Annotated in this window: 14 protein-coding genes and 1 tRNA gene; 5 read left to right on the top strand and 10 right to left on the bottom strand. The window is 46.2% G+C overall.

The window, feature by feature from the left end:
• Positions 1–98 precede the first annotated feature (98 nt).
• The 3 genes from rpsO to FEM33_RS12825 all read right to left on the bottom strand — a co-directional run bounded on the left by rpsO (position 99) and on the right by FEM33_RS12825 (position 2,370).
• Positions 99–374 carry a 30S ribosomal protein S15 gene (gene rpsO / locus FEM33_RS12815; RefSeq protein WP_026628777.1) on the bottom strand — a complete coding sequence of 92 codons (276 nt, stop codon included), beginning with the start codon at positions 372–374 and terminating at the stop codon, positions 99–101.
• Between the two features lie 104 nt (positions 375–478).
• Complete coding sequence (locus FEM33_RS12820) at positions 479–1,978, bottom strand: LptF/LptG family permease (protein WP_139012413.1); 1,500 nt, start codon at positions 1,976–1,978, stop codon at positions 479–481.
• Positions 1,978–2,370, bottom strand: coding sequence for an START-like domain-containing protein (locus FEM33_RS12825; protein ID WP_138279935.1), 393 nt, complete (start codon positions 2,368–2,370; stop codon positions 1,978–1,980). Before FEM33_RS12825 ends, FEM33_RS12820 begins: the two co-directional genes overlap by 1 nt.
• A gap of 201 nt (positions 2,371–2,571) precedes the next feature.
• Between FEM33_RS12825 and FEM33_RS12830 the strand changes: the two genes are divergently transcribed.
• Positions 2,572–2,645: transfer RNA gene (locus tag FEM33_RS12830), tRNA-Met, on the top strand.
• A gap of 161 nt (positions 2,646–2,806) precedes the next feature.
• Positions 2,807–4,585, top strand: a complete 1,779-nt coding sequence (locus FEM33_RS12835) for an ABC transporter ATP-binding protein (RefSeq protein ID WP_139012414.1) — start codon at positions 2,807–2,809, stop codon at positions 4,583–4,585.
• A gap of 54 nt (positions 4,586–4,639) precedes the next feature.
• Here the strand turns inward: FEM33_RS12835 and FEM33_RS12840 are convergent, their stop codons facing one another.
• The 3 genes from FEM33_RS12840 to FEM33_RS12850 form a co-directional block, all read right to left on the bottom strand.
• A complete protein-coding gene (locus FEM33_RS12840; protein WP_139012415.1) occupies positions 4,640–5,545 on the bottom strand; it encodes a DNA-3-methyladenine glycosylase family protein in 906 nt (301 codons plus the stop codon).
• 41 nt (positions 5,546–5,586) lie between these two features.
• On the bottom strand, positions 5,587–6,606 hold the full coding sequence (gene holA, locus FEM33_RS12845) for a DNA polymerase III subunit delta (RefSeq protein WP_139012416.1): 1,020 nt from the start codon (positions 6,604–6,606) through the stop codon (positions 5,587–5,589).
• A gap of 66 nt (positions 6,607–6,672) precedes the next feature.
• Positions 6,673–7,275, bottom strand: coding sequence for an acyl carrier protein phosphodiesterase (locus FEM33_RS12850; RefSeq protein WP_139012417.1), 603 nt, complete (start codon positions 7,273–7,275; stop codon positions 6,673–6,675).
• A gap of 97 nt (positions 7,276–7,372) precedes the next feature.
• Between FEM33_RS12850 and FEM33_RS12855 the strand changes: the two genes are divergently transcribed.
• Positions 7,373–7,888, top strand: coding sequence for an FKBP-type peptidyl-prolyl cis-trans isomerase (locus FEM33_RS12855; protein WP_139012418.1), 516 nt, complete (start codon positions 7,373–7,375; stop codon positions 7,886–7,888).
• 42 nt (positions 7,889–7,930) lie between these two features.
• Here FEM33_RS12855 and FEM33_RS12860 read toward each other — a convergent pair whose 3' ends face one another.
• Positions 7,931–8,422 (bottom strand): deoxycytidylate deaminase, encoded by a 492-nt coding sequence (locus tag FEM33_RS12860; RefSeq protein ID WP_139012419.1) that lies wholly within the window; start codon positions 8,420–8,422, stop codon positions 7,931–7,933.
• Between the two features lie 22 nt (positions 8,423–8,444).
• Here FEM33_RS12860 and FEM33_RS12865 point away from each other — a divergent pair, with 22 nt between their 5' ends.
• Positions 8,445–9,581, top strand: a complete 1,137-nt coding sequence (locus FEM33_RS12865; RefSeq protein WP_229214227.1) for a DUF922 domain-containing protein — start codon at positions 8,445–8,447, stop codon at positions 9,579–9,581.
• 16 nt (positions 9,582–9,597) lie between these two features.
• Here FEM33_RS12865 and FEM33_RS12870 read toward each other — a convergent pair whose 3' ends face one another.
• From FEM33_RS12870 to FEM33_RS12880, 3 genes are read right to left on the bottom strand one after another with little or no spacing between them, the layout of a single operon-like run.
• Complete coding sequence (locus FEM33_RS12870) at positions 9,598–11,376, bottom strand: ComEC/Rec2 family competence protein (RefSeq protein ID WP_139012420.1); 1,779 nt, start codon at positions 11,374–11,376, stop codon at positions 9,598–9,600.
• A 2-nt stretch (positions 11,377–11,378) separates the two neighbouring features.
• On the bottom strand, positions 11,379–12,665 hold the full coding sequence (locus tag FEM33_RS12875) for a T9SS type A sorting domain-containing protein (protein ID WP_139012421.1): 1,287 nt from the start codon (positions 12,663–12,665) through the stop codon (positions 11,379–11,381).
• Complete coding sequence (locus tag FEM33_RS12880) at positions 12,646–13,593, bottom strand: PhoH family protein (RefSeq protein ID WP_138279945.1); 948 nt, start codon at positions 13,591–13,593, stop codon at positions 12,646–12,648. Before FEM33_RS12880 ends, FEM33_RS12875 begins: the two co-directional genes overlap by 20 nt.
• Positions 13,594–13,839: 246 nt before the next feature.
• Here FEM33_RS12880 and dnaB point away from each other — a divergent pair, with 246 nt between their 5' ends.
• On the top strand, positions 13,840–15,459 hold the full coding sequence (gene dnaB, locus FEM33_RS12885) for a replicative DNA helicase (RefSeq protein ID WP_139012422.1): 1,620 nt from the start codon (positions 13,840–13,842) through the stop codon (positions 15,457–15,459).
• Positions 15,460–15,466 lie beyond the last annotated feature (7 nt).

Raw genomic sequence — 15,466 nt, forward strand, 5'->3', positions numbered from 1 at the left:
TTGTAGCTGCGAAACGCCGTCCTGACGTTCCTGATGTTTGTTAATTTTCCGCAAAAAATCAGGGAACTTACATTTAGCTGAAGTTCCCTGATCTTAAATTACTTACGTATGTTCAATTCGGCAATGATTGCACGGTAGCGGTTAATGTCTTTCTTATAAAGGTAATCCAGCAGTCTTCTGCGCTTTCCTACCATTTTAAGAAGTCCGAGTCTTGTGTCGTTATCTTTCTTGTGCGTTTTGAGGTGCTCGTTCAGATAATTGATACGGTACGTAAATAAAGCAATTTGTGATTCAGCAGAGCCGGTGTCTCCGCCTTCCTTTTTAAAACCTTTCGATTCGAAGATCTCTGTCTTCTTTTCCGCGGTTAAATACATGATTGTAACAACAGATTAAGTATTTGTAAGTATTTTACAGCACCCTGCCGTAAATAAGGTTGCGAAATTACGATTTTTGAACTGAATTAAAAAATATAATTTTACTATGATTCAATAAGCCGTGCTTTCCCGAATCTACTTGTCCATGCGCTTTTAATTCTTTTTCCCAGCATGATGTAAACATCTTTCTCAAAAAGCCTTGAATCGCTCCGTGCACGGTCAATGAAATAAAGGCCGGTCAGGAACAGGAAAGTGTTGGCGATCCACGCTCCTACGGGCACAATCAGCAATCCTTCCTTGACCCACTTGTCGCCCTGGTTGCTTAAAACGTAAAGCAGGATGAAAAAGATAATCGAGACAAGGACCGGAACCCCGAACCCGCCTTTTTTGATGATCGCACCCAGCGGTGCCCCGATCAGGAACATGATCAGACACGACAGGGCCTGCGTGTATTTATGGTGTTTTTCCAATTCGTACTTGTTGGCATCCTTCAGTTTGGTCTGCAGGTATTCCGTCTGTGATTTGGCGTAGCCCAGCACACTGTTTGCTGCACTTCTGGTATTCTGCAGGATTTCTTTTTTCAGGCTGTCCGAAACGGGTCTGGCCAGCAGCGAATCAATCCATGGCCCCTTTTTAATCGTTTTGTCAGTCCCTTCACGGAAATTGTACGAATAATACTGCTGACTTCCGGAAACCAGGTTTTTCTTCGTTTCGTCGTACGAATTGCGCAGGGAATCCGCCGTTGAGGTCAGATCGCTGATATTTTTCATGAACTCATGGTATTTGAACTGTCCTTCGTCCGTCCGTTTCATACCAAAAGAGGCCAGACTTTCCGTCAGCCGGTAATGCTTGAAAGAATTCCGGCTGAAATTGGAATAACGCGGCATGCTGCCGGGACCGATCGCCAGTGTCGTATACGCCGGCCTTGAATTGCCCGAACTTACTTCGTCCGTGTAGCGCGTTCCATTGTAAAGCTCAATAACCAGATACCGGTTTTCATTAATGGAATACATCCGGCCCGAATCCGCAAGGATCACTTCGGTATTTCCGAATTCATAAGAACGGTTGTTATGCTTGTAGATAACCATTTTCTTAAGCTTGCCGTTTTCCTCCTTTTCGTCAACTTTAATGCTGTACCCCGGAAGGTCATTGTAAAAAATTCCTTCCTTGATTTTCAGCGTGGCCTTTGTGGTTTTGATGTCGTACAGTAGACTGTAACCTTTCAGATTGGCCCACGGAGAAATGCGGTCATTGAAGTAAAAGGAAAAAAGACTGATCAAAACGGCCACGATAAAAAGCGGCGCCATGGCCCGGACGACCGAAATGCCCGCACTTTTAATGGCGGTCAGCTCAAAGAATTCACCCAGGTTTCCGAATGCCATCAGCGAAGAAAGCAGCATCGCCAGGGGAAGCGCCGTGGGCACGGTGATCAGACTGAAAAAGAAAAACAGCTGCGCATAGTCTGTAATGCCCAGGTCTTTGGATACAAAATCATCAATATAAAAAATCATGATCCGCATCAGAAATACGAAGACCACGACAGACATGGTAATCACAAACGGTCCCCAGAAGGACTTCAATATAAGCTTGTCCAGCTTTTTCATCAACTGCCTACTATTTCTCTAAGATTGTCAATAAATCCTTCCCACAAAGACGCCAGCTCATCCTGGTCCGGGTTCGACGAATAATCGATCACACGCAGGAAGGTTGTCTGGGTTAACTCGCTAACTTCCAGTTTTAGTTCCACATGATTATTGTCCAGATTGTTGTCACTCGTATTTTCAAAATCAAATCGTACCGCTTTATTGATCCGCATGCCGGTCTGCCTGGCAATGTGACTGTCGCCATCCCATTGAAAGTCAAACCGGTGATCCGGTAAAACCGTTACTTTTTCAGCAAACCAGCGTTCCAGTCCTGAGGGTGTGGATATATATGGAAATAATACCTTTGGTGAGGAACGTAATTCGAATTCGGTAATAAATTTATATTTTTCCATAGGAACCAGCATTATATAGATTATCCTTCCTCCCGGTACATTGCATCCGGGATTTTAAAAGTTGTAATATAGCATAATTCAACCATAAAAGTGCTCCATTTCCATTTTGCTTCTGTATACGTAACGCAGAAATGATTTTAAAATTGAAAAACAGGTTGTATTGTAAATTTATTTAACATACTTTTGCACCACAATTATGACGGCGGGGTAGCTCAGATGGTTAGAGCGTAGGATTCATAACCCTAAGGTCGGCAGTTCGATTCTGCTCCCCGCTACTTGCATTCAGACATCCTCCCGGGGATGTCTTTTTTGTTTCAATGCCTGCATATTCCAGGTTTTTCCCCATCAAAGCTCGTTAGTTTGCGCTTTTCGAGAATTAAAATCCGGAACTTTCGGTTTACTGTTTTAGGCAAAACCACCGAATCCTCACAAGCTTATGAAATTACTGATACAATATCTCAGCCGCTACAAAGGCCTTATTCTGCTGGCACTTGTACTGGCGGCCATCAACCAGATTTTTTCGCTACTGAACCCCTATATCCTTGGAAATTACTTAATTGATCCTTATGCCAACAAGGCGAAGTATTTCCGCGACAACGGCCTGAACGATGCTTTTTTCCGCGGCGTACTCATTGGTTTGCTGATGATCATCGGCGTAGCCATGGTATCGCGGATTGCCAAGGCTTTTCAGGATTATGTGCTGAATGTCGTCATCCAGAAATTCGGCGCCAATCTTTATACGGACGGGCTGCGGCATGCGCTCAGGCTTCCTTTTCAGGATTTTGAAGACCAGCGCAGCGGCGAAACCCTGTCGGTGCTGCTGAAAGTAAGGGCAGACTGTGAAAAGTTTATTACCAGCTTTGTCAATGTGCTTTTTGCAACGCTTGTAGGAATTGTCTTCGTTGTCATCGTGGCTTTCCGGCTGAGCCCGATGCTGCCGGTCATTTATCTGATCGGAGCGGTTATCCTGGCCATTCTGACCAGCGTGCTCAGCCGTAAAATCAAGGCAATCCAGAAAAATATTGTAAAAGAAACGACTTCGCTCGCAGGTTCCACAACGGAATCTTTACGGAACATTGAACTTGTCAAAAGCCTCGGACTGACGCAGCAGGAAATTACACGGCTCAATACGACCACGTTCAAAATCCTGCAGCTGGAACTCCGGAAAGTAAAAAGCATACGCTCGATCAGCTTTATTCAGGGCACTTTCGTCAATTTCCTTCAGCAATGCATCATGTTTGCGCTGCTCTTCTTTGTTTTCCGTGATCGCATTACGGTCGGACAAATGATGATGATGCAGTTCTATTCCTTTTTCATTTTCGGACCTCTGCAGGAACTCGGCAATGTAATCCTTTCCTACCGGGAAGCAGAAGCTTCTTTAAATAATTTACAGGTTCTGCTGGCCAGGCCCGTCGAGCACAAACCGGAAAATCCGCAAAGCATTGCAAGCATCGAGTCGCTGCGTTTCGAGCATGTGCGTTTTCAGCATCAGTCCGCCACAAGGCCGGCGCTGGATGATATTTCCTTTCAGGTAAAAAGAGGCGAAACCATCGCATTTGTGGGTCCTTCGGGTTCCGGGAAAACCACGCTGGTGAAGCTGCTAGTCGGTTTGTATCAACCCAATTCCGGATCTGTTTATTACAACAATCATAACGGCAGTAACATTGATTTTGATGAAATCCGGAACAAAATCGGCTTTGTAACGCAGGATACGCAGCTGTTCTCGGGCACCATCAAGGAAAACCTGCTTTTTGTAAACCCGGAAGCGACGGATGAAATGATCCATGACGTGCTGGTGAAAGCGGCCTGCTACAACCTGCTTTCCAGAGCAGAAAACGGGATCGATACGGTAATCGGTGAAGGTGGACTGAAACTTTCCGGCGGCGAACGCCAGCGTTTGTCCATTGCCCGTGCGCTGCTCCGCATTCCGCATCTGATTATTTTTGACGAGGCAACATCTGCACTGGATTCACTGACGGAAGAAGAAATTTCGAACACGATCCGGAACATTACCGATCAGCGGCAGCACATTACGGTCATGATTGCCCACCGTTTGTCAACTATCATGCATGCAGACCGGATTTATGTGCTGGAAAAGGGTAACATTGTGGAAACCGGCAGCCATCATTCCCTGATTGAGGAAAAAGGGCTTTATTATGCCATGTGGCGGCAGCAGATCGGTGAGCGCAAAGACGATCAGGTTCTTTCAGCCTGATCGCTCCAAAACAACATCCTTTTTGCTTTTTACTTTTTACATCTTACTTTTTACTCAAATCCGAACCGTCAGGCTGCGCCACAGGTAAAATGCAAGATAACTTTCCCAGCCGGCAAAGCTGCTGAAGAGCGCATCTATTTTCTCCGTTTCGCTTCTGTCATGAATGATGCCGTTATTGGCCAATGCCTGCAAAAGCCCGATGTCGCCATGCGGAATGGCCTGCGGTTCGTGCAGAGATTTCATCAGCGTGTAATTGGCTGTCCATAACCCGATGCCTTTGTGCGCGGTAAGTACTTTTACTCTGGAATCAAAATCCGGCAGCAGCCGGATGGCTTCCTTGTCCAGCGTTCCTTCATGAAATGCTTTGGCAATTCCGATGACATAAAGTGCCTTTCTTTCTGAAAACTGCATGCTTTTCAGTTCCTGCAGATCGGCATGGAGCAGCACTTCGGGTTCAGGAAAAATGTAGTACGATTCGTTTTCAAAGTCCACTTTTTCACCGTAACGCTCCACAAGCCTCCTTTTAACCTTATACGCAAAACTCAGGTTAATCTGCTGACCGACAATGCACCAGCAAATGGCTTCAAAAATATTGAATATCCCGATCAGCCGAAAACCCTTGTACGTTTCGGTCATGTAAGCCAGCCGTCCGTCTGTTTTCAGAAGATCGTAAAACGGCTGGATATTCCGGTTCATATCAAACCATTCCGCTATGTATGCGTTCAGGAAATCCTTGTTTTCTCTGGAAGCTTCTCCCGCTAGCACCGTTACTTTTAGAAAGCTGCTTTCTTCTTCTATTGAAAACAAAACCGGCTCCGCTCCTATTTTAACGGCTTTATACAAAACTTTACCCTTGATGACATGCAGGCAGTCGTCATAGTTCCTGTCCAGAAACCAGAGACATTCGTCGAAACTAAAAAGCGCCGGGACGGGTATAAAAAAAGTTTGGTCAGAATTCATGGATGCTGTTTAATGCAGTCCGGAAACCGCTGCATGGCGCCTTAATGGACAATTTTAAAAACGAGCTCTTTCAGCAGTTCACCTTCCGGAATGCTTACGCCGTCCAGTCCTTTGAGCCGGCTGTCGCATTCGCGCAGGTAATGAATGACATGCGTTACTTTAGGCAATGGATAATTCCGGATGGCAAGTAAATAATCCTTCACAAAATACGGGTTCACGCCAAGTTCCGCCGCAAGACCTTTTTCCGATTTGTCCTTGCTTGCATGTGCCAAAAGCAGCTTTGCAAAGAAATTATACAGGATAATCAGAATCGGCGACAACGGATTGTCTTTGGAATTGGCGGAAAAGTACGAAGCAATCTGATTGGCTTTCATCACATCGCGCTGCATCAATGCTTTCTGGAATTCAAAAACATTGTATTCCTTGCTGATGCCCACAAACCGTTCCACTGCCGAGGCATCAATCCCTTCATCCACGCGCAGGTTCACCATGATTTTACGGACTTCATTGGAAAGCCTTTTCAGGTCGTTGCCAATGTTGTCCACAAGCATCTGAATGGCTTTGGGGCTTATTTTGACGCCTTCCTGCTGACAGAAAGCGGCAACCCAGTCCGGCAGTTTATTGTCGTACATCTTTTTGGACTGCACGACGGCGCCATGCGTGCCGATGGCCTTGATAAAAGACTTTCTTTCATCCGCATTTGCATGAAAGCAAAACACCAGTACGGTACTCGCTGCAGGGTTCAGGGCATAATCTTCCAGCCTGGCCTGCTGCTCTTTCTGTTCGATTCCGCCGAGCTTGTTCGCGTCTTTTACAATGACGATCTGCCTTTCGGCCATGAACGGAAACCTGCGGGCATACCCCAGCACGCCGGTCAGGTCCGTGTCTTTTCCATAAATGATAAACTGGTTAAAACCTTTTTCCGATTCGGGAACCACGCGTTTTTCAAGTTCGTCGGCAATTGCATCAATGTAATAAGGTTCGTCACCGTGAATAAAATACAGCGGTTTGAACTTCTTGCTTCTTATTTCTTTCAGGATTGTTTCCGGTGTCTGGGCCATTGTCAGTTTCCGGCGAGCCGGCAAAAAGGTTGTTTAAGCAGTATCTGGTTCAAAAAGGTTGCAAAGTTATTGCTCATTCCCGGAAATAAACCGGTCGGCCTGCATCTGAAGTTCAGGAAAAAAGCGATTAAATTTTTCATGGTAGAAATCCTCGTGTTCCCGGAGCTCTGAAACAGCCGTCCGGATCGGCGCCAGAAAACCGGCCCGTCTGGACAAGCGCTGAAACGTAAGATCGATGCCGTCCAGCGTCGCATAACACGTAAGCCAGTCCTGCCGGATCATGGAACGCACCATCGGTACCATGCCTGGCGGGATCAGATGCTCGTTTCTTTCCGTAATGGTATAAAAATGATGCGCATAAACGTGCAGCGGTTCAGAAGCATAATCGTTAAAATACTTGGCCAGAAAGTAGTCAAAATAGATATCCGTGACAATCCCGGCAAGTTTTCCGTTTGATGCGGCGGCCATTTTCTTGGTATCCCTGACCAGTTCATGCGTATCGGTAAATGAATCAATAAAGCGGTGCAATTTGAGACCGAGCACGTAATCCGGGTTCCAGTCCTTTGTTTTTTCTTCTGTTAATAGCCCTTTAATGAAATCGCCGACATAATTTCCCATGATCACGCCTTCCTTGTTTCCTGACAGCAGAATATGAGCTAAAAAATTCATATAAATGGCATTTTAATAAAATTGCCGTACGTTTGTTTATACGTATTTACGATGGAACAATTTTTTACAACAACCATTATTTTAACCAAACTAGCAAATGAAAGTCGAAAAAAATAACGTAATCTCATTGATATACAGCCTCAGGATTCCCGATTCCGAAGGTGAAACCGATGTTGTTGAAGTAGTTACCGAAGAAGATCCGATGTACTTTATACAAGGGATCAGCGGCCTTCCCGAAGGTTTCGAAAACCAGATCGAAGGACTGAAAGAAGGAGATCATTTCGAGTTTACCGTTTCACCTGAAGAGGGCTACGGCGACTTTGATGAAGAAGCGATTGTAGAGTTGCCCAAAGCCGTTTTTCAGATGGAAGACGTCAATCAGGACGAGTTGCTGCAGATCGGCAACATCATTCCGATGACCAACGAAGACGGCGAGCGTATGCACGGACAGGTTGTGGAAGTACAGGACCAGGTGGTCATCATGAATTTCAACCATCCGCTTGCAGGAAAAGAAATGCATTTCAAGGGCAGAATCCTTTCAATCAGACATGCAACGCAAGAAGAAATCAGCCACGGCCACATTCACGGTACAGGCGGTGTGCATCATCATTAAAAACAGAATATGAGTAAATCCGTTTTCAACTGGAATCCGGATTTACTCATTGATCATATAGCTGCCACTGTACTGCTCCACTTCCACTCCGAAACGCCTCAGAAACTCCACTCCTTCTTCTACCGTAATTCCCTTGTAAGCTGCATACGAATGCAGAAAGATCACCTTTTTAATTTTCATGGTGTAAATGACCCGCGCACATGCAATACACGGCGCCAGTGTTACAAAAAGTGTGGAACCTTCGATATTGGAACCATTTTTTACAGCAAACAGGATGGCATTCTGTTCCGCATGCAGGGCAAGTGAACAACTTCCTTTTGCATCCCTCGGACAGCCCGTTTCGGGAAATTCCTCATCGCAGTTGTGTGTTCCCGCCGGCGGACCGTTGTAACCGATCGAAATAATGCGTGTATCTTTTGTCAGAACGGCTCCTACCTGCGCTTTGATGCAATGGGAACGTTTGGCAAGGTTTTTAGCCAGTTCCATATAAATATCATCAAATTCCGGCCGCAAATTCGTTGTAAGTAAAGTCATTCGTTTTTCCAATAGAATATACATGCAAACTTATATAAATGCAGCTGGGATTCCATACAGAATACCAAGTATGATCAGAGGCTTGCTGCTGGCCTTCATGCTGGTTTTTACCTTTTCCCGCGCTTACAGTCAGCAGGACAGGATCGTACTGAACCTTGCAAAAGAGTCTTCGGCATTGTTCAAAAATTATAAATTTTACATTGAAGATGTAGAAGATCAGCGGATTATACCCGGGGCAGGATTGGGTAAAGTAATTGCCCTCGGAAAAGAAGTGCCGGTTGTATTTCCTTCCAAAACAGACCGCGAACTTTATAATTACTGGACGTTTGCAGCACCGAAAAAAGAGCAGACATGGCTTCCGCTGATCATCACCGTGAAAGAGCTTTCTGTGAATGAAAAAAGGGTCGCGCCGAACAAGGTCACGGGCGAGATCAAGCTTTCGGTAAAATTCCGCTGGTACCGCAATATGCAGCCGGTTGAACTGACCGGCTACCAAACAGCGGCAAGTTATACAAGACCGGAAAGGGAATATGAATATCAGCGCCTGGTCAAACAGCTTGTGGACCAGGCGCTGACGCATTTTCAGAAATGGATGGCGACGAATTCCGGCAAAAACCCTGCACTGGCCAGAAGTCTTCAGCTTGTTTTCAAGGAAATTACCAAGCAGGACAATGATTCGGATACGGTTTTTTATTCACCGAAAAGGCCGCTGGTCTGGGATGACTTCAAAGTACGCAACGGAAAGCCCGGAAGCCGGTATGCAGCGGCTGTTTTTACAAGTTTCGGTTATGAAGGCCGCTCCTATCCGAAGGAAGACGATCTGGTTGTTGAAATAGGTCTGAAAATCTTCATGGTCAAAAGCATGTCGTGGGGCCGGCCGGAAGCACGGAACGCAAGTACTTTACGCCATGAACAAATCCATTTTGACATTACGCGACTGGTTGTGGAGAAATTTAAGGAAAGGCTGCGCAAGGCGGATCTGACGATTGAAGATTATGACAGTGAAATCCAGTACCAGTTCCTGGAAGCATTCAGGCAGATGAACGACGATCAGGAGCAGTATGACGGAGAAACGGGCCATGGCCTGAACGGTGCGGCGCAGGCAAGCTGGGACCGCAAAATCGCTGAGCAGATTGCAGCCGTTTATGCAGTTCAGTAAAATTCCAGGCTGTTTGTCATTGACCTGAAATGAAGATGGTTTTGTCAACTTCCCGGTTTACCACGTAGTTTCTGACATAATAATCATAGGCATTTGTGTCTTTGGCAAAACCTTTGTCCGCAACAAGATAGAGCTTTGCATCTTTCTTGAAACTCATAACCGAATGACCGGGAATGGCGTAAGTAACCGTTTCTTCTTCCAGAAAAGTCATCATGCTTACGGAAACCGCGCAGCTTATAAAAATGAAGACCAGTGCGTAAACATATTTGAGGTAAACGTATTCACGCGTTTGATACGCATACCAGACCAGAAACAGCAAAACGTACAGCATCAGCACTTCCGGCATGCTCAGATGCAGGTTTTCGATCAGGAAACCGGGTAATTTTTTAGGTATGGAAACAGAAAAATTGGTCAGCCATGCAGAAATGTCCACCACAAAGTTAACGGCCGTCTGCAACCAGAAAATATTTGTTAAACTAACCGCCAGCAACAGCAACGCAGCAGGAAGCAGCACATTCGTGAACGCAATAACAAACGGATTCACCAGCCAGAAATAGCTTGGAAACTGGTGAAAATAATACAGGCTGAGCGGAAAAGTTGCCAGTTGTGCAGCAAATGAAAGTGCGGTGATCTGCCATGTAAACCTGATTACACGATGGGCCGGAGCAAACATGCTGCAAATGGGTTCATACAAAAGAAAAATGCCTGTCATGGCAAGATAGGAAAGCTGAAAACCGACGTCATAGCATGCATACGGATCAAAAAACAGGATCAGAAATGCGGAAACAGCCAGCGTGTTCATCGCATGCTGCTTTCTGCCGAATACTTCCGCAACTACAAAAACGATGCACATCAGCGTCGCACGTTGTACAGACGGTGGCATACCGGTAACCAGCGCATAAAACCCGAGCAACAAGATAGTGGTTGCGAGATAAAGTATTTTTCCCTGTTTCCAGCGCTTCATCCAGCCCAGCAAAAAGCTGACAGTCAGAAAAATAATGGCTACATGCATGCCCGAAACGGAAAGGATGTGAACGGTTCCGGAAGTGGTGTAATCGTCCACCTGCTCCGAGCGAAGGTCATCCCGGCGGCCGAGCAGCATGGCTTTCACCAGCCCGTAAGAGCGGTCGTCTGTCATATTTTTTCGAAATACATGATCAGCCCATTCGGATACTTTCAGGCTCCACAAACCCGGGCCAGGATAGGTTGCTGTTTCGGGCAAAATTTCATAAGTGCCGTCCGGAAGATAAGCCGTCCACTGAATGCCTTTATTCCTGAGATACCTGCGATAATCAAATTGAAACGGGTTGGACGGCGCATCCGGCACTTTCAGATTTCCATGCACGACAAGCCGGTCGCCAACTTCCGGTATCAGTGCTGCATCGGACGGAATGCTGACCAAAGCTTTTACAGAAACCGGAATCCATTTGCCGCGGCTTAAAATCCGGTGAACGGATGCTTCCATGCGGACGGATTGCTGTCTTTTTTCCGGCAAGGTTTTTATTTCCAGTTCATAATCAGAGTAAGTGTTCAGCTGCAAAGCATTCCGTTCTGCATTCAGTTTATGATCCTGAAAAATCCTTATGTAAATACCCGTAAAAAGCAAAAACACAGAAAAACAGACGGTAAAAGCTGTTTTTCTATGTTTGTAATAAAGCCCGGCCGAAAGGATCAGTAGGACTGCCGCTGCACAGGCGGCATATTCCAAAGGCAAAATAGTTGTAAAATACCCACTCAACAAAATACCTGCCACCAAAACCGCAACAATACTGACAAAAGGAGCGCGGGACAACATAACTATTTAACCATGAACCGTTTGGTAATTGTTTCCTTGCTCGTTTTTACCTTGTAAAAATAAATGCCGCCGGAAAAATTGGATACATTCAGAAACGTGCCGTTTACCTGGTCCTCTGTCACTTTCTGACCTTTCTGGTTGTATACACTGACGGTGAACGGTTCGTAATCTGGCGTAAAAACATTGGCTGTAAGATAATCACTGACCGGGTTCGGGTAAAGTTCCACAATCATCTGATCAGTCGTAAGCCTGGAATATTCAACCAGTTTTGCCCTTCTCGGACTCAGTTCCAGAACCGCATGCATCCGTTCTTTCTGATCATTTGTAAATATGCTCATGCATGCATCCGGAGAATAATCCATGTAATTTTCGATCATATTCCGGGATGTAATGCCGTTGCAATCCGAAAAAACAGGCGAACAGGAAAGGTCTGTCGTTTCATTCTTTGTGAAAGCCGTCGGCGTATCATCACAGTAATCCGTTCCGCAGGAAGTATCGCCCCAGGTATGGATCAGTCCGAGCCAGTGCCCTACTTCGTGCGTTGTAGTGCGGCCGAGATTGTAAATGGAACTCGTAATGGCTTCGGAGTTTCTGCCGAAATAATGGAAATCAATGATCACTCCGTCGGTCTGCGCGTCTGTTTCATCCTCGGCTGTTCCCAGCCCGGCTGTTTTGTCCGTTATATCCGTCACCACAGGAAACTGCGAAGTTCCGAGATACCGGTCCGAAAGCCTGCAAACCCAGATGTTCAGGTAACGGTTTGTAAACCAGGAAGCAGAGATTTCGGCAAGTTCATCGGCATCGGACAACGGACTGAACTGGGACTTTTCAGTATAAGTACGGACAATCGTAACCAGTTTGAACCGGATTTTGGTATCCACGGCCAGCGAGTCGGTATAATAGCCTTTGTAACCGGATGTATTCCCGTAATCTTCATTCAGCACATCAATCTGGCTCTGGATCTGTTCAGCAGTGATATTGGCATTTCCGGAGCCTCCGATCCTGTTATTCTGCTGATCATGCACAACATGAACGACCACCGGAATGGTCACAATATCGTCTGCGGAAGTCCGGAGCGAGGAACGGTTCATGCGAATCCGTTCCCGGATCAGATCTTCGGACCTGGATCTGGACTTTGCAAGTGCCGGGTTTCGGAGCATTTTCAGCGAATCCAGCTGTGTAGTGGCACACCGCTGCAATCCGGAATCTTTTTCCTGGGCCGCTGCCTGAGTGAAAAAATACATGATCAGGAAAAGCCCTGAAAAAAGTTTACTGCTCCGATTTTTCATATGCTGCAAGTATATCCTTGACAAGGCGGTGTCTGACCACGTCGGAACCGTCCAGTTCCACAAAACTGATGCCCTTGATCCCTTTTAAAACATTCAGTGAATCGATCAGGCCGGATTTTAGATTTTTAGGCAAGTCGATCTGCGATTTATCACCGGTAATGATGGCTTTTGAACTCGGCCCCATCCGCGTCAGGAACATTTTCATCTGCATCGGCGTCGTGTTCTGCGCTTCGTCAAGCAGGATAAACGCATTGTTAAGCGTCCGTCCGCGCATGTAGGCAAGCGGCGCAATTTCAATGACGCGGCTTTCCAGATACAATTTCAGCTTTTCAGGCGCGATCATGTCATCCAGCGCATCATAGATCGGCCGTAGGTACGGATCGATCTTTTCCTTCAGATCGCCCGGCAAAAATCCGAGGTTCTCTCCTGCTTCCACGGCAGGGCGGGTAATAATGATTTTTTTGACTTCCTTATTTTTTAAGGCCCGTACGGCAATAGCCACGGCCGTGTACGTTTTTCCTGTTCCCGCCGGCCCGACTGCAAACACAAGGTCATATTTGGCAGCCTGTTCCACGAGTAATTTCTGGTTCGGCGTCTTGGCCTTTACGACAAGCCCTTTGTTGCCGTAAATAATGACATCGTCATCATCCTCACCGGTCTTGGTACTTGTTTTAGAAATTCCGTTCAGATATCCTTTTACATTATCGTTGGTCACTTTTCCATATTTCTGATAATGTGCAAGCAGTGAATCCATTACATCTGTGATTCTGATAATTTCGGGAGCGGTTCCCTGAATGCGGATCTCGTTTCCGCGTGAAATGATTTTACTTTCCGGGAAAGCGGCGGCGACTTCCTTGATATTCGAATTGTGAATACCCAGAAAATCCACCATGGAAACGTCTTCGAGCGTTATGATTTTTTCCAGCAAATGAATTAAAGTTTAGTGTTTGTCTATTTGTTCTAAAATTTAGTAATAATAACAACATTTATAAAACATAAAACGCGATTTTGCAATTATAATATCAAAATTCAATTGGAAAATTTAATATATTCTGATCAACTCTTTCATTATCAGATAAACACAAAAAACAACCTTTTTTGAAAATATTTATTTGATTCAAGTTAGCCGATCTTTCTTTTGTTCACGCGGTGCAATCATTAACTTTGTCTTAACATGGAAAACGATAAAGCACCCAATAACTACTCAAGAGCAGGATCAAAGCAAGGTATTGCTGCCAAGAAGCCATACGGCACCCGTACACCAGCTATCGAACAGACTTTCAGTAAGTTACCCCCTCAGGCCATTGATCTGGAGGAAGCTGTTCTGGGTGCTTTAATGATCGAAAAAGACGCACTGACAGCCGTTGCCGACATTCTGCGGCCTGACAGCTTTTACAAAGAAGCACACGTCCGGATTTACACGGCGATCATTACGCTTTTTGCTGATTCCGAGCCTATTGATATGCTTACCGTTACTTCCAAGCTGCGCAGCACCGGCGAGCTGGAACTGATCGGCGGAGCGGCTTACATCATGGAGCTGACTTCCAAAGTGAACTCGGCGGCCAACATCGAATTCCATGCGCGTATCATTTCACAGGCTTTTATCAAACGTGAATTGATCAAGGTGGCTTCCGAGATCCAGCGCGACGCTTTTGAAGATACGACGGACGTGTTCAGGCTGCTGGACAAAACGGAACAGGCACTGTTTTCGATTTCGGAATCCAATATCAAGAAAAATTATGCCGATATGGGCGCATTGATGCGTCAGGCACTGGCCGAGCTGGACCAGAAAAAGAACAATAAAGACGGACTGACCGGTGTTCCTTCCGGTTTCAGCGCGCTGGACAGGCTTACTTCCGGCTGGCAAAAAACGGAACTCATGATCCTGGCTGCACGGCCGGGTATGGGAAAAACGGCTTTTGTGGTTTCTTCTTTGCGGAATGCTGCGGTCGACTTTAATATGCCGGTAGCTATATTTTCCCTTGAAATGTCTTCTGTACAGCTTGTAAACAGGCTTATTTCAGCAGAAGCCGAAATTGACAGTGAAAAAATCAGGAAAGGAAGCCTTGCACCGCATGAATGGGAACAGCTTCACCACCGTATTCACCGGCTTACGAACGCACCGATTTTCATTGACGACACGCCGGCGCTTTCCGTTCTTGAACTGCGCGCCAAATGCCGCAGGCTGAAAGCACAGCATGATATACAGATGATCGTTATCGATTATCTTCAGTTGATGACAGGCGATACGGGCGGCAAAGGGGCCGGGAACCGGGAGCAGGAAATTGCGATGATTTCGCGCTCGCTTAAAAACCTCGCCAAAGAGCTGGATGTTCCGGTGATTGCGCTGTCGCAGCTTAGCCGTGCCGTGGAAACACGCGGCGGCGAAAAACGTCCCCAGCTTTCTGATTTGCGTGAATCCGGTTCCATTGAGCAGGATGCCGATATGGTTATCTTCCTTTATCGCCCTGAATATTATGGCATTACAGAAGATGAATCCGGAAATTCGGTAGCCGGGATCGGTGAAGTCATTCTGGCCAAGAACCGCGCCGGGTCACTTGATACCATTCAGCTCCGGTTTATCGGAAAATATACCAAATTTGCCGATCTGGATTCACAGTTTACACCGGCGCCTTTCTCTGTAGACCGGCCTTTACAAACAACCAATCCGATTGCATCTTTTGAAAGCCAGAGCAAGCCTGCACCGGCGGGCGGAGGCGGAACTTTGAGAAGCCGTGCCAATGATCTGAGCAATTTCGATTACAAAGGCCCGGACAGTGAACCACCGTTCTGATATACGA

The organism is Dyadobacter flavalbus (assembly GCF_006149045.1).
In the GTDB taxonomy this organism is placed as follows: Bacteria; Bacteroidota; Bacteroidia; order Cytophagales; family Spirosomataceae; genus Dyadobacter; species Dyadobacter flavalbus.

Bases quoted from the DNA above. Each gene is read 5' to 3' on its own strand.
- rpsO (WP_026628777.1), bottom strand. From the start codon at position 374: ATGTATTTAACCGCGGAAAAGAAGACAGAGATCTTCGAATCGAAAGGT.
- FEM33_RS12840 (WP_139012415.1), bottom strand. From the start codon at position 5,545: ATGAATTCTGACCAAACTTTTTTTATACCCGTCCCGGCGCTTTTTAGT.
- FEM33_RS12820 (WP_139012413.1), bottom strand. From the start codon at position 1,978: ATGAAAAAGCTGGACAAGCTTATATTGAAGTCCTTCTGGGGACCGTTT.
- FEM33_RS12865 (WP_229214227.1), top strand. From the start codon at position 8,445: ATGCAAACTTATATAAATGCAGCTGGGATTCCATACAGAATACCAAGT.
- holA (WP_139012416.1), bottom strand. From the start codon at position 6,606: ATGGCCCAGACACCGGAAACAATCCTGAAAGAAATAAGAAGCAAGAAG.
- FEM33_RS12835 (WP_139012414.1), top strand. From the start codon at position 2,807: ATGAAATTACTGATACAATATCTCAGCCGCTACAAAGGCCTTATTCTG.
- dnaB (WP_139012422.1), top strand. From the start codon at position 13,840: ATGGAAAACGATAAAGCACCCAATAACTACTCAAGAGCAGGATCAAAG.
- FEM33_RS12855 (WP_139012418.1), top strand. From the start codon at position 7,373: ATGAAAGTCGAAAAAAATAACGTAATCTCATTGATATACAGCCTCAGG.
- FEM33_RS12850 (WP_139012417.1), bottom strand. From the start codon at position 7,275: ATGAATTTTTTAGCTCATATTCTGCTGTCAGGAAACAAGGAAGGCGTG.
- FEM33_RS12860 (WP_139012419.1), bottom strand. From the start codon at position 8,422: ATGACTTTACTTACAACGAATTTGCGGCCGGAATTTGATGATATTTAT.
- FEM33_RS12875 (WP_139012421.1), bottom strand. From the start codon at position 12,665: ATGAAAAATCGGAGCAGTAAACTTTTTTCAGGGCTTTTCCTGATCATG.
- FEM33_RS12825 (WP_138279935.1), bottom strand. From the start codon at position 2,370: ATGGAAAAATATAAATTTATTACCGAATTCGAATTACGTTCCTCACCA.
- FEM33_RS12870 (WP_139012420.1), bottom strand. From the start codon at position 11,376: ATGTTGTCCCGCGCTCCTTTTGTCAGTATTGTTGCGGTTTTGGTGGCA.